The sequence below is a fragment of the Pseudomonas sp. 22490 genome (genome assembly GCF_052044465.1).
Taxonomy (GTDB): domain Bacteria; phylum Pseudomonadota; class Gammaproteobacteria; order Pseudomonadales; family Pseudomonadaceae; genus Pseudomonas; species Pseudomonas aeruginosa.
Window position 1 is genome coordinate 228,965 of record NZ_JBQENS010000008.1, and the last position, 12,113, is coordinate 241,077.

11 protein-coding genes are annotated in these 12,113 nt (G+C 66.5%); 3 read left to right on the forward strand and 8 right to left on the reverse strand.

Translation table 11 applies throughout. From position 1 onward, the window contains the following. Positions 1 to 14: 14 nt before the first annotated feature. Positions 15 to 1,742, reverse strand: coding sequence for an acyl-CoA dehydrogenase family protein (locus tag ACTJJX_RS11995; RefSeq protein WP_016852573.1), 1,728 nt, complete (start codon positions 1,740 to 1,742; stop codon positions 15 to 17). A gap of 113 nt (positions 1,743 to 1,855) precedes the next feature. On the opposite strand from ACTJJX_RS11995, the gene ACTJJX_RS12000 reads away from it, so the two are divergent. Next, entirely contained in the window at positions 1,856 to 2,743 is an 888-nt protein-coding gene (locus tag ACTJJX_RS12000; protein ID WP_003092195.1) for a LysR substrate-binding domain-containing protein, read from the forward strand. Between the two features lie 218 nt (positions 2,744 to 2,961). Then, entirely contained in the window at positions 2,962 to 4,371 is a 1,410-nt protein-coding gene (locus ACTJJX_RS12005; protein WP_003109708.1) for an MFS transporter, read from the forward strand. Here ACTJJX_RS12005 and ACTJJX_RS12010 read toward each other — a convergent pair. From ACTJJX_RS12010 to ACTJJX_RS12020, 3 genes are all read right to left on the reverse strand, one after another. After that, positions 4,368 to 5,441 (reverse strand): bifunctional transcriptional activator/DNA repair enzyme AdaA, encoded by a 1,074-nt coding sequence (locus ACTJJX_RS12010; RefSeq protein ID WP_016852572.1) that lies wholly within the window; start codon positions 5,439 to 5,441, stop codon positions 4,368 to 4,370. The two genes, ACTJJX_RS12005 and ACTJJX_RS12010, sit on opposite strands and share 4 nt — an antisense overlap. Before the next feature lie 89 nt (positions 5,442 to 5,530). Next, positions 5,531 to 6,853, reverse strand: a complete 1,323-nt coding sequence (locus ACTJJX_RS12015) for an APC family permease (RefSeq protein ID WP_016852571.1) — start codon at positions 6,851 to 6,853, stop codon at positions 5,531 to 5,533. Between the two features lie 199 nt (positions 6,854 to 7,052). Then, on the reverse strand, positions 7,053 to 7,868 hold the full coding sequence (locus tag ACTJJX_RS12020; RefSeq protein ID WP_016852570.1) for a carbon-nitrogen hydrolase family protein: 816 nt from the start codon (positions 7,866 to 7,868) through the stop codon (positions 7,053 to 7,055). 127 nt (positions 7,869 to 7,995) lie between these two features. Between ACTJJX_RS12020 and ACTJJX_RS12025 the strand changes: the two genes are divergently transcribed. Then, complete coding sequence (locus ACTJJX_RS12025; RefSeq protein WP_003092207.1) at positions 7,996 to 8,781, forward strand: helix-turn-helix transcriptional regulator; 786 nt, start codon at positions 7,996 to 7,998, stop codon at positions 8,779 to 8,781. Positions 8,782 to 8,808: 27 nt separating this feature from the next. Here ACTJJX_RS12025 and ykgO read toward each other — a convergent pair whose 3' ends face one another. The 4 genes from ykgO to istA form a co-directional block, all read right to left on the reverse strand. Continuing rightward, complete coding sequence (gene ykgO / locus ACTJJX_RS12030; RefSeq protein WP_003092209.1) at positions 8,809 to 8,961, reverse strand: type B 50S ribosomal protein L36; 153 nt, start codon at positions 8,959 to 8,961, stop codon at positions 8,809 to 8,811. After that, positions 8,961 to 9,224 (reverse strand): type B 50S ribosomal protein L31, encoded by a 264-nt coding sequence (locus ACTJJX_RS12035; RefSeq protein ID WP_003092213.1) that lies wholly within the window; start codon positions 9,222 to 9,224, stop codon positions 8,961 to 8,963. The genes ykgO and ACTJJX_RS12035 overlap by 1 nt, the downstream gene beginning before the upstream one ends. A 397-nt stretch (positions 9,225 to 9,621) precedes the next feature. Then, positions 9,622 to 10,377: an IS21-like element ISPpu7 family helper ATPase IstB gene (gene istB, locus ACTJJX_RS12040; RefSeq protein ID WP_045107743.1), complete on the reverse strand. Its 756-nt coding sequence runs from the start codon at positions 10,375 to 10,377 to the stop codon at positions 9,622 to 9,624. A 17-nt stretch (positions 10,378 to 10,394) separates the two neighbouring features. Continuing rightward, entirely contained in the window at positions 10,395 to 11,909 is a 1,515-nt protein-coding gene (gene istA / locus ACTJJX_RS12045) for an IS21 family transposase (RefSeq protein ID WP_146537839.1), read from the reverse strand. Between the last annotated feature and the right edge of the window lie 204 nt (positions 11,910 to 12,113).

Sequence of the window (12,113 nt, forward strand, 5' to 3'; positions counted from 1 at the left end):
GGGAATGCGGGCAGTCAGGCCGGCAGCAATTGCATGGCTTCGGCCTGGCTCAGCGGCACCTCGCCGACCACCCTGGCCAGCAGTTCGGCCTGGTCGGTCCAGCCCTCCAGGCGCAGCGGGTCGCGCGGCAGCAGCTTGTGCCGGGCGACCAGGAAGGCCAGGGCCAGGCGGCGCTGGTCGGGTGCCTGGCGGCTGGCCTCCCAGGCCATGAAGATCGCCGTGCACAGGTGATAGAGGGCGCTGCCGGCCTGGCGCACCTGCTCATCCTGGCGGCGCTCGGCGACGTCGGCCATGGTCGCGACCACTCGCACCAGCAGTTCGTCGAAGAGGTCGCGGGCGTCCCCTGGCAGGTCGCTGTCATCCAGCAGCCGGCGCAGGTGGCGCTGCAAGGGTTCGAGCGCCTGTTCGCGGCTCACCGCACGGGCGACGTCCAGCGCCACGATGTTGCTGGTGCCCTCCCAGATCGACCCCAGGTGGGCGTCGCGCACCAGCCGCGGGTCGCTCCACTCCTCGATGTAGCCGACCCCGCCGCGCACCTCCATGGCGTCGCCGGTGACCCGTCGCGCATCGCGGCAGGCGCGGAACTTGATCAGCGGGGTGAGGATCCGCACGCATTTCTGCGCCTCGACCTCGCCGCCATCGGCGCGCGGCAGCAGCGTGGCGATCTGCATGAACATCGAGCGCGCCTGTTCGGTGGGCAGCATCATCTTCAGCAACTGCTTCTGCATCAGCGGCATGTCGATCAGGTGCTTGCCGAAGGCGCGCCGATGGCGGGCGACGAACAGCGCCTCGCTCAGCGCCCGGCGCATCAGCCCGGCGGCGCGCACGCCGTTGGACAGGCGCGACATGTTGACCATGTCGGCCATCTGCTGGAAGCCGCGGCCGATCTCGCCGATCAGGTAGGCGCTGGCGCCTTCCAGGCGGACTTCGCCGCTGGCCATGGAGCGGCTGCCCAGCTTGTCCTTCAGGCGGACGATGCGATAGGCGTTGCGCGTACCGTCCTCGCGGACCTTCGGCAACAGGAACAGGGTCACGCCCTTCATTCCTTCCGCCGCGCCTTCGGGGCGGGCCAGGACCATCGCCAGGTCGGCGTCCGGGTTGGAGCAGAACCACTTGTCGCCGTAGAGCTTCCACTCGCCGCCCTCCTCCCGCGCCACGGTACGGGTCCGCGCCACGTCGGAGCCGGCGGCCTGCTCGGTCATGAACATGGCGCCCTGGAACAGCTCGTCGAAATCCCGCGAGGCGAGGGACGGCAGATAGCGCTCAACCAGTTCCGGCGCGCCGAACCTGCGCAGGGTGCGGGTCAGCGAGTCGGTCATGCTGACCGGGCAGCAAAGGCCGAACTCGGCCTGTACGAACAGGTGGGTGAGCGCATACTTCACCAGCGGCGGCGGGCCGTCCGGGCGATGGCTCATGGAAGCCAGGCCGAGTTCGGCATAGGCCACCCGTTCGAGGGCGACGTAGTCCGGATGCTTGCGAATGCTCTGCAAATCCTCGCCGCGGCGGGTGCGCGGCGCCAGCACCGGCGGGTTCTTGTCCGCCGCCAGCGCCAGCACGTCCAGCTCGCCGCCGGCACGGGCGCCGAGCCGTTCGAGGAGCGGCCGCCATTCGGCGAGCAACGCCGGCGGCAGGTATACCTCCAGCAGCCGCTCCAGGGCCGGATCGCAGGTGTAGAGATTCAGCCCACGGCTGTCGGGGATGTTCAGCGTATCTTCGCGAAGTACTTCGGGCATGGCGGTCATGGCGCGGCTCCTGCTTGTCTTGCGCCGAGACTAGGCGAGTGGTTCGATAAGCATCCAATACAAAAAAAATCATCGACGATAAGAAAAACAGATCGTAGAACCAGGTGCCTGCCATGGATCTCAGACAGCTTCGCTACTTCATCGCGGTCGCCGAGGAACTGCATTTCGGGCGCGCCGCGGCTCGCCTGTTCATCTCCCAGCCGGCGCTGAGCTTCGACATCAAGAAGCTGGAGGAACAGCTCGGAACCCAATTGCTGCTGCGCAACAACAAGTCGGTGAAGCTCACCGGCGCCGGCCAGGTCCTGCTGGTGGAAGCGCGCAACCTGCTGCTGCAGGCAGAGAAGGTGAAACGCCTGACCCAGCTATCCGCCGAGGGCGACGTCGGCCAGCTGCGCGTCGGCTTCGTCAACTCCATGCTCTACCGCGGCCTGCCCAGGGCCATGTCCCGCTTCGAACGGGAGCACCCGAACATGGAGGTGGTGCTCGGCGAAATGAACAGCGCGGAGCAGGCCCAGGCGTTGCAGCGCGGGCAGATCGACCTGGGCTTCGTGCACTGGGGCAGGCTGCCGGCGGAAATCGTCTCCGAACCCTTGATCAGCGACCCGTTCCTCTGCTGCCTGCCCGCCGGGCACCGCCTGGCAGGCCAGGCGCGTCTGGACCTCGCCGAACTGCGCGACGAAGACTTCATCCTCTTCCCGCGCCATGTCTCCCCGCACTACCACGACCTGATCATCGCCCGCTGCGTGGACGCCGGCTTCAGCCCGCGCATCCGCCACGAGGCGCGCCTGTGGCAGACCGTCGCCGCCATGGTCGGTCTCGGCATGGGCGTCGCGCTGATCCCGGAGACCCTCTGCCTGGCCTGGCGGAACGAGGTGCGCTACCTGGAGATCGAGCCGGCCGGCGCGCGTTCGGAGATCCACGCGATCCTTCCGGCCAGCGAACCTTCCCGGGCGGCGCAGGCGTTCCTGGCGACGCTGAAGAGCGGCCTGGACGACGCCTGAGCGAGGGCTGACGGAAAACGTCGATATGGAATCCCTTATCGAGCCATAAGATTAAAAGACTATTGATTTGCGGGGGTGCCACCTAGACTCCGAGGCACCCGGGTCAACACCGACGCACGCTCTCCCTCCACGGAAACCAGCGTTTCCGCCCCGCCTTTCAGCGAAGGGCGGTAGGGAGCGGCGTGTCGGCGAGAACAACAATAAACAGGACTCGACCCATGCCGCGCACGCCCTCTCCCGAAGACGCCGACCTGCACAAGAAGGCCCGCAGGGCCGGTATCGCCTCCTTCATCGGCACCACCATCGAGTGGTACGACTTCTACATCTACGGCCTGGCCGCCGCCCTGGTGTTCGGCAAGGTATTCTTCCCCGCCGACATGGATCCGGGCCTGGCCACCCTGCTGTCCTTCGTCACCCTCTGGTCGGGCTTCATCGCTCGCCCGCTGGGCGGGATCATCTTCGGCCATCTCGGCGACCGCATCGGCCGCAAGACCACCCTGGTGATCACCCTGATCATGATGGGCATCGCCACGACCTGCATCGGCCTGTTGCCGGTCTATACGCAGATCGGCATCTGGGCGCCGATCTCCCTGGTGGCGCTGCGTATCGTCCAGGGCATCGCGGTCGGCGGCGAGTGGGGCGGCGCGATCCTGATCGCCAGCGAAAGCGCGCCCAAGGGCAAGGGCATCCTGTACGCCGCCTTCGCCCAGCAGGGCTCGCCCACCGGCAACCTGCTGGCGACCCTGGCGTTCTTCGCCCTCAGCGCCCTGCCCGCCTCGGACTTCATTCTCTGGGGCTGGCGCGCGCCGTTCCTGCTCTCTGCGGTGCTGGTCATCGTCGGCATGGTGATCCGCCTGAAGCTGGAGGAGTCGGAAGACATGAAGCGTGTGCTGGCGCAGAAGCGCACGGTGAAGCTGCCGCTCGCCGAGGTGCTGGGCAAGCACTGGAAGATCGTCCTGCTCGGCGCCGGCGTGCTGCCGATCATCCACGTCACCTACTTCAAGAGCACCTTCGCCCTCTCCTGGGCGACCAAGACCCTCGGCTACAGCCAGGGCACCTTCCTCAGCATCATCGTGGTCGCGCTGGTGGTGCAGTTCCTCAGCCAGCCGCTGGGGGCGCTGCTCACTTCGCGCATCGACATGCGCAAGGCGGCATGCCTGATGGTGCTGCCGGAGTTCATCCTGATGCCGGCGATGTTCTTCGCCGTGGAAACCAAGGTCTACTGGATCGCCGCGGCCGGCATGTGCCTGGCCACGGTGCCGCACGCGATGTTCTACGGCGCGGTGGGCGGTATCCTCGCCCGAGCCTTCCCGGCGCGGGTGCGCTACACCGGCCTGTCGCTGGCCTACCAGCTCTGCTCGCTGCTGGTCGGCGGCGGTACGCCGGTACTGGCCCAGTGGATTCTCAACAGTACCGGCAGCATCGTCGGCGTGGCCCTGGCCTCGGCCTGCTACGCGCTGGTCTCGCTGGCCTGTACCCTGGCCCTGTTGCGGATCACCGGGTTCCACGCCAGCGACCTGTCGACCGCCGAGCGCGCCGACGCCGAGGACTTGCAGCGGCCCGCAGCGGTCGAGCGGGAACCGGTGTTGCGCGCCCCCGCCCGGCTTCTGGGCGGCGATCCCGGCTAGCCGGCAGCGCCCATGCGCCGCTCGTGCTCCAGCAACCAGCGCTTGCGCCACAGGCCACCGCCATAGCCGGTCAGGGAACCGTCCGAACCGATGACGCGGTGGCAGGGAATCACGATGGCGATCTGGTTGGCTCCGTTGGCGCGGGCCACGGCGCGCACCGACGACGGCGAGCCGATGGACCTGGCCAGCCCGGAGTAGCTCTGCGTGCTGCCGCACGGTACCTCGCGCAGCGCCTGCCAGACCGTGCGGGTGAAGGCCGAGGCGTTCAGCGCCAAGGGGGTCTGGAAGCGCACTGGAGTACCGCCGAAGTAGTCGGCGAGTTCCGCCTCGATCCTGTCGATGGAGGCGAAACGGCCGAAACCGATGCTCGATCCGCTGCTCTTCTGCAGGCGTTTCAGCTCCCCGCTCAACGCCGGGCGGTCGAAGAATTCCAGCAGGTGCAGGGCCTGCGCATCGGCCACCGCGAGCATGGCGCCGAGCGGGGTCTGCAGCCAGTCCGCCTTGAGCAGCTCGCGCCCGCGCAACTGCGACGGCGGCTCGCCCAGCAGGCGCGCGAAGGCGCTACGGAAGCCGCTGTCAGAGTCGAAGCTGGCATCCAGTTGCGCGTCGATCACCCGCGCGCCCGAGGACAGCCGCTCGGCGACCTGGCCAAGACGGCGCAGGCGAGCCATTTCCAGAAAGGTCACGCCGAACTCGCGCTTGAAGGCACGGCGCACGGTGGACGGGTCATAGCCCAGCGCCGCCAGGTCGTCTTCGAACCAGCGCCGCTGCGGTTGCCGACCGAGGCGCTGGAGCAGGTCGCTGACCAGCGGCCCCTGCGTGCCGAGCCGCTCCAGCGGCCGGCAACGCAGGCAGGGTCGGAAGCCGGCCTCGACGCAGCCCTTGATCGAATCGAAGAACAGGGTGTTCTCGCGCTTCGGCTTGCGCGCCGGGCAGGTCAGGCGGCAGAACACCCCGGTGCTCTTCACCCCGACGAAGGCGAAGCCATCGTAGGCGGGGTCGCGCGCCAACAGCGCGGCATACAGGGTGTCGTCATCGGGAAGGGGAAGGAACAACGCTGCGTCGGACATGGCCGGCTCCGGAACCAGGGAGGCGATGGATAGCCACTCTAGGCCAGGAGCCTGCGCCTTGCCGCCGCGAAACGGGCGTCGATTCTTTCTCAGCCCTCCTCGAAACGCATCTCCGGCGGCTGCTCGCGGAAACCGTGGGTGATCGCCGCCAGGTACACCGCGCCCAGCGCCAGCCAGCAGAGGCCGAGGATGATCGCCAGATGGTCGAGGCTGGCCATCAGCCACAGGTCGGCGACCAGGCCGATGCCAGGGAATACCAGGAACAACAGGGTTTCCCGTGGGCCGCGGCGCTCGGCGCCAAGGTAGTAGTGGAAGACCACCGACAGGTTGACCAGGCTGAAGGCGAGGAAGGCGCCGAAGTTGATGAACGAGGTGGAGGTGGTCACGTCCATCTGCAGCGCCAGCAGGGCCACCACGCCGCACAGGACGATGCTGTTCACCGGCGTCTCGAAGCGCTTGCCGAGACGCCCGAAGAACGGCCGCGGAAGGACGCCGTCGCGGCCCATGGCGAAGAGCAGGCGCGAGGCGCTGGCCTGGGCCGAGAGGCCGGAGGTGAACTGGCCGACGATCAGGCCGACCAGGAAGAAGGTCACGAACAGGTCGCCACCGATGTTGCGGGCGATCTCGTAGGCCGCCGAGTCCGCGCTATCGAAGGCGAACGACGGGTGCGCCAGTTGCACGAAGTACGAGGTGACGATGAAGATCAGCCCGCCCAGCAGGGTGATCAGCAGGATCGCCCGCGGGATGTTGCGCCGCGGGTCGCGGGTTTCCTCGGTCAGGGTGCTGACCGCGTCGAAACCGAGGAACGAGTAGCAGGCGATCGCCGCACCGCTCATCACCAGCGGTACCTGCAGGTCGCCACCGAGCAACGGTTGCAGCGACCATAGCGGCTTGCCCGGGTCGCCCAGCACGTAGTGCACGCAGAGCGCGACGAAGGCGCCGAGGACCAGGAACTGCACCAGCATCAGCAGGCCATTGACGTTCTTCGCCAGGCGCAGACCGACGATGTTGATCGTCGTGGTCACGCCGATGAACGCCAGCACCCAGACCGCGTTGGGTACCGCGGGAAAGGCCGAGTGCAGGTAGGCGGCGCCGATCAGCCAGATCGCCATCGGCAGGAACAGGTAGTCGAGCAGCACCGCCCAGCCGGCGATGAAGCCAAGCCGGGAATCGATGGCCTTGCGCACGTAGGTATAGGCCGAGCCGGCCACCGGGAAGGCCGCGGCCATGAGCCCGTAGCTGAGTGCGGTGAAGAGCATCGCCAGGGAAGCGGCGATGTAGGCGGCGGGGACGTGTCCCTGGGTGGTCTCGGCGAGGATGCCGAAAGTCCCGAGGACGATGATGGGGGTCATGTAGGCGATGCCGAACAGCACCACGGAACCCAGCGACAGGGTGCGCTTGAGTCTGGCCATTACTGCTTACTCCGGAATTATCGTTTGTTATGGCAGTGGCCCGCAGCCGGCCAGGCCGCGGGACGCAGGGGCCTCCCCTCACCCGGGAGACCGGCGGACGCTTGGGCGCCCATCGTTGTGCTACGGCTTTCCGGGCCGATCCTCGCCCGCTCGCTGGCGGACGGAGGACGACGCGACGCTCCTGTCGCGCCGCGGTGAATCAGGGAATCAGCAGTTCGCGCAGGCCGTCCGGGTGCTCGCGGCGCTCGCCGGGCAGGACCAGGCGACGCTCTTCGAGGTAACGGTAATCCCGACGCGCATCCTGCAACCGGCCGAGGTCCAGTTCGACGATCTGCCGGCATTCTTCGCGCCCGGCCTCGCAGAGCAACTGGCCATAGGGATCGACCACCGCGCTGCCGCCGGCGAAGACCAGCCCGCCGTCGCCATGCCCGACGCGGTTGACCATCACCGCGTAGGCCTGGTTTTCCATGGCGCGGGCCATGATCGCGGTGCGATGGGTCGGGCCATAGGGGTCCATGTTGCCATTGGTCACGATGATCAGTTCCGCACCCAGTTGGCCGAGGGCCCGCGCGCTTTCCGGGAACTCGATGTCGAAGCACACCAGCAGGCCGACCCGGATGCCGTTCCACAGGGCGGTGGCGTAGCGGTCGCCAGGCGTGAAGATGCCGCGGTCGGAGGCCCACAGGTGGGCCTTGCGGTATTTCAGGGCGATGCCGTCGGGAGCGATCAGCAGGGTGGTGTTGTAATAGCGGCCGGCGTCCGCCTCGGCGATGCCGATCGCCACCGAAACGTTACGTTCACGGGCGACGCGCTGCACCGCGCTGACCGTCGGGCCGTCGAGCGGCTCGGCGAGGGCGGCGATGTTGTCTTCGCTGGGGAAGCCGGTCAGGTGGGTTTCCGGGAACACCACCAGTTCGGTGTCCGCCGCACAGTCGGCGATGGCCGCCAGGGCGCGTTCCAGGTTGTGCGCGGTGTCACCATCGCGACCGGCGATCTGGACGAGTTCGACTTTCATCGGAATTCCTTGTTGTTCTCGGCGCTGTTCGGCACGCGCGCTGTTCGTATGCAGGGGTCGGCACAGTATGCTTGGCGTTCCCCGCGCCGATAATTACGTCCGAGGGTTAACCCAACAGGGGTAGAAGATGAGTTTCACCTTGCAGGACATCGCCTGGCACCGCTCCGTCGGGCAACTGGTCGAGGCGCTGGATGCGCCGGACTTCTGGATTCGCCTGGTACGCCTGCTCGAACAGTACGTTCCGTTCGACAGCTGGGTGGCCCTGCTGTTCAGCCAGGGCCGGCCACAGGTGTTCGCCGAATGCCCGGGCGCCGACGGCGGGCCGGATCCGCTGTTCCAGGACTACCTGCGAGGCCTCTACCTGCTCGACCCGTTCTACATCGCCAGCCGCGAGAACCCGTGCAGCGGCCTGTTCCGTCTGGCCGACGTGGCACCGGAATGCTTCGAGCAGACCGATTACTACCAGCGTTACTTCCGCCTCAACGTGGTGGCCGATGAAATCCAGATCAACGTCCAGCTCTCCGGCGAACGCACCCTCTGCCTGTCGCTCGGCTCGCGGCGCCGCTTCACCCCCGAGCAACTCGCCGTGCTCGGCCTGGTGCGGCCCTGGGTGGCCGGGCTGATGCGCCAGCGCCTGGCCTTCGAGGACGAAGTGTTGAACAGCCCCGCGGCGCCGGAGCCGGGCTGGCAGGGTTCGCTGGAGAAGGTCGCGGAGCAGATGGGCACGCCACTGACGGCGCGCGAACTGGAGGTCGGCAGGCTGATGCTCAGCGGCTGCTCGAGCAAGGAGATCGCCCGCAAGCTGGCGATCTCGGCGGAAACCGTGAAGGTCCACCGCAAGCACATGTACGGCAAGCTCGGCATCAAGTCGCAGTCCGAGCTGTTCGGCCTGTTCCTCCAGGCCCAGGGCTGACGGGACGGGCGACCGTCCCGTCGCCGCTCAGCGGCGCTTGATCTTCGGCTTCGGCCGGCCCTGCACGCACTTGAAGCGCGGATTCGACTTGCAGATCACGTAGAGCCGGCCACGGCGCTTCACCACCTGGCAATCGCGATGGCGCAGCTTGGCCTGTTTCAGCGAGGCGAGGACTTTCATCAGGCCCCCTTGCCGCCGACGAAGCCGGCGAAACGCTTGTTGAACCCGGCCACGCGGCCTTCGCTCTTGGTCTTGCGCTGTTCGCCGGTGTAGACCGGGTGCGAGGCGCTGGAAACGTCCAGCGTCACGTAGGGATAGGTCTTGCCGTCGGTATGGGTATGGGTCTTGTCGGTCTCCGCGGTGGAGCCGATCAGGAAGTACACGTCGGCCGAGGTGTCATGGAACAGGACGGGACGGTATTCGGGATGGATGCCGGGTTTCATGGGGATGCCTCCTACACAATGTTATATAGTTACATATTACTCCGATAAGAATAATTCGCAACTCCGGAAAGAGTTCCCGGCGACCATTCGGCTGCTCGACCATCCAGACACAATTATTAGCTTGCTTTCTATCCCCGTTTGTTTCCCATAATCAGCGCTTGGTTAGCGCGGGGGGAACCCGTCGTAGACGCCTCGAAGAAGGTGACTACCATTTTGAACCGAAGCCTGAAGATTGGAGACATGATGAATCTGTCGCTACTCAGTCGCTATGCGGATTCCACACCATCCGGCCACCCAGTCCACGCTCATCTGGCCAGGCATTCCACGGCCATCTGGCCACCTGTTCCACGGCCATCCGGCCGGGCAGTCGGAGCGCAGCGACGCAGGGGTGGCATTGTTAGTCTGAGGTGCCCGGCGTCGTCAATTTCTGCGTCCGTTTGCGCATTGATTCACCCTTCAGATTGATCCGATAAGCGTTGTGCACCAGGCGGTCGAGGATGGCGTCGGCCAGGGTCGGGTCGCCGATCAGCTCGTGCCAGTTGTCCACCGGCATCTGGCTGGTGACGATGGTCGAGCGCTGGCCGTAGCGGTCGTCCAGTAGCTCCAGCATGTCGCGCCGCTGTTCGGCGGTGAACGGGGCCAGGCCCCAGTCGTCGAGGATCAGCAGGTCGGTCTTGGCGTAGCTGCTCATCAGCTTGGCGAAGCGGCCGTCGCCATGGGCCAGACCCAGTTCTTCCAGCAAACGTGGCAGGCGCAGGTAGCGCACGCTGTAGCCCTCCCGGCAGGCCTGGTGGGCCAGGGCACAGGCCAGCCAGGTTTTACCGACACCGGTGGGGCCGCCGATGATCAGGTTGAGGCCGTCGCGCAGCCACTGGCCACTGCTCAGTTGCAGGATCAGCGCCTTATCCAGTCCGCGCGGGCTGCGGTAGTCGATGTCTTCGAGGCAGGCGTTGTGCTTGAGCCGGGCCTGGCGCAGGCGGCTGCTCAGGCGCTTGTCATCGCGTTCGGTCAGCTCGCGGTCGACCAGCAGGCCGAGGCGTTCTTCGAAGCTCAGGCTGTCGATGTCCGGGGTTTTCAGTTGTTCATTCAGCGCCTTGAGCATGCCGTGCAGGCGCAGGGTTTGCAGCTTGTCCAGGGTCGGATGGGGCAGCATGGTGGGATTCCTTGGGGTCAGTGGTAGTAGGCGGATCCGCGCAGGTTGGCGTGGTCGTCCGGCAGCAGCGGCAGGTTGGTTTGAGCTAGCGGCAGGTTTTCCAGCCCCTGGCGCAGGATCGATTCGAGGCTCTTGTAGCTGCACGTGCCGAGGCTGATGGCGCGACGGCAGGCCAACTCCAGACGCGCCTCACCGTGGGTTTTACCCAGGCGCAGGATGCCCAGGCAGGCCCGGTAGCCCTGCTGCGGATGGATGCGCCGTTCGAGGATGTGCCGGATCACGCCGGCGGTGTTCGGCCCGGTCTGCTCGGCCCAGCGGATCAGCCGTTGCGGCGTCCACTCGGCATGCTCGCGATGGCTCTTGGGCATGTGCTCGGCCTGCGTGCTGTGCCTGCCCTTGTGCATTGAGCGCAGGTGGCTGGCCACTCGCTGGTTGGCGTGGAAAAACTCGACGGTGCGCGCCGTCAGGCGCACCTCCAGCTGCTTCTTCACCAGTTGATACGGCACCGAGTAGTAATGCCCATCGACCTCGACGTGGTAGTCGATGTGCACCCGCGCCTTCTTCCACTCGGCGTAGACGTAGGGTTGCTCCGGCAGGGGGCGCAGCGCCGGACGATCCAGGCTGTCGAAGGCCGACTGCCGGGAGCCCGGCAGCTTCTTGAACGGGCGTTGGTTGAGCCGCTCCAGCAGCCCGGCGATGGCCGTGTTGAGTTCATCCAGGGAGAAGAACTGCCGATTCCTCAGTGCGGCGAGGATCCAACGCTCGACCACCTGCACGCCGACTTCGGCCTTGGCCTTGTCGCGCGGTTTGCGTGCCCGCGCCGGCACCACCGCCACGCCATAGTGCTCGGCCAGATCGCGGTAGCTGGGGTTGATGTCCGGCTCGTAGCGGTGACTCTTGCTCACCGCGCTGCGCAGGTTGTCCGGCACCACGATCTCCGGCACGCCGCCGAGGAAGGCGAAGCAGCGGGCATGGGAGCCTAGCCAGTCCGGCAGCTGCTGCGACCAGGTGGCTTCGGCGAAGGTGTAGCTGGACGCGCCGAGCACCGCGACGAACACCTGCGCCTGGCGGATCTCGCCGCTGTGGCGATCGATAACCGGCACCGTCTGGCCGGCATAGTCGACGAACAGCTTCTCGCCGACGCGGTGCTCCTGACGCATCACCACGTCCAACTTGCCCTGCCAGGCTCGGTAGTGCTCACAGAACCAGCTGTACTGAAAGCCCTGAGGCTGGCTCAGGCGGTACTCCTGCCAGAGCAGCGCCAGGGTCACCCCGGGGCGGCGCAGTTCGGCATGCACCCATGCCCAATCGGGTAAAGGCCGCTTCTCACTGGCAACCGCCGGGGCCGGCGGGAACAGTTGCTGCTCCAACTCGGCATCGGACAACGAACAGGGCCAACTGAGACCGCTGGCGGCAAAACGATTGAGGTAGTCGCCGACGGTGACACGACCGACCTGCACGCTGACCGCAATCTGGCGAGCCGATAGTCCGACCTCGAACTTGAGACGTAGTACTTCGCGAATCTTACGCATGGATAAACGCTCCACGACGACCTCTCTGCTTCGAAAAAGAGGTCGATGGTAGTGAAGAAATCCTGCGTTACTGCCTGCCCGGTTGAGTGGCCGGATGGCCGTGGAATCAGTGGCCGGATGCGCGTGGAATGGGTGGCCGGATCACCGTGGAATCGGTGGTCAGATGCTCATGGAATGGGTGGCCAGATGACCGTGGAATCCGCA

Bases quoted from the DNA above. Each gene is read 5' to 3' on its own strand.
- ACTJJX_RS12015 (WP_016852571.1), bottom strand. From the start codon at position 6,853: ATGGCCAGACTCAAGCGCACCCTGTCGCTGGGTTCCGTGGTGCTGTTC.
- ACTJJX_RS12005 (WP_003109708.1), top strand. From the start codon at position 2,962: ATGCCGCGCACGCCCTCTCCCGAAGACGCCGACCTGCACAAGAAGGCC.
- ACTJJX_RS12025 (WP_003092207.1), top strand. From the start codon at position 7,996: ATGAGTTTCACCTTGCAGGACATCGCCTGGCACCGCTCCGTCGGGCAA.
- istA (WP_146537839.1), bottom strand. From the start codon at position 11,909: ATGCGTAAGATTCGCGAAGTACTACGTCTCAAGTTCGAGGTCGGACTA.
- ACTJJX_RS11995 (WP_016852573.1), bottom strand. From the start codon at position 1,742: ATGACCGCCATGCCCGAAGTACTTCGCGAAGATACGCTGAACATCCCC.
- ACTJJX_RS12035 (WP_003092213.1), bottom strand. From the start codon at position 9,224: ATGAAACCCGGCATCCATCCCGAATACCGTCCCGTCCTGTTCCATGAC.
- ACTJJX_RS12000 (WP_003092195.1), top strand. From the start codon at position 1,856: ATGGATCTCAGACAGCTTCGCTACTTCATCGCGGTCGCCGAGGAACTG.
- ykgO (WP_003092209.1), bottom strand. From the start codon at position 8,961: ATGAAAGTCCTCGCCTCGCTGAAACAGGCCAAGCTGCGCCATCGCGAT.
- istB (WP_045107743.1), bottom strand. From the start codon at position 10,377: ATGCTGCCCCATCCGACCCTGGACAAGCTGCAAACCCTGCGCCTGCAC.
- ACTJJX_RS12010 (WP_016852572.1), bottom strand. From the start codon at position 5,441: ATGTCCGACGCAGCGTTGTTCCTTCCCCTTCCCGATGACGACACCCTG.
- ACTJJX_RS12020 (WP_016852570.1), bottom strand. From the start codon at position 7,868: ATGAAAGTCGAACTCGTCCAGATCGCCGGTCGCGATGGTGACACCGCG.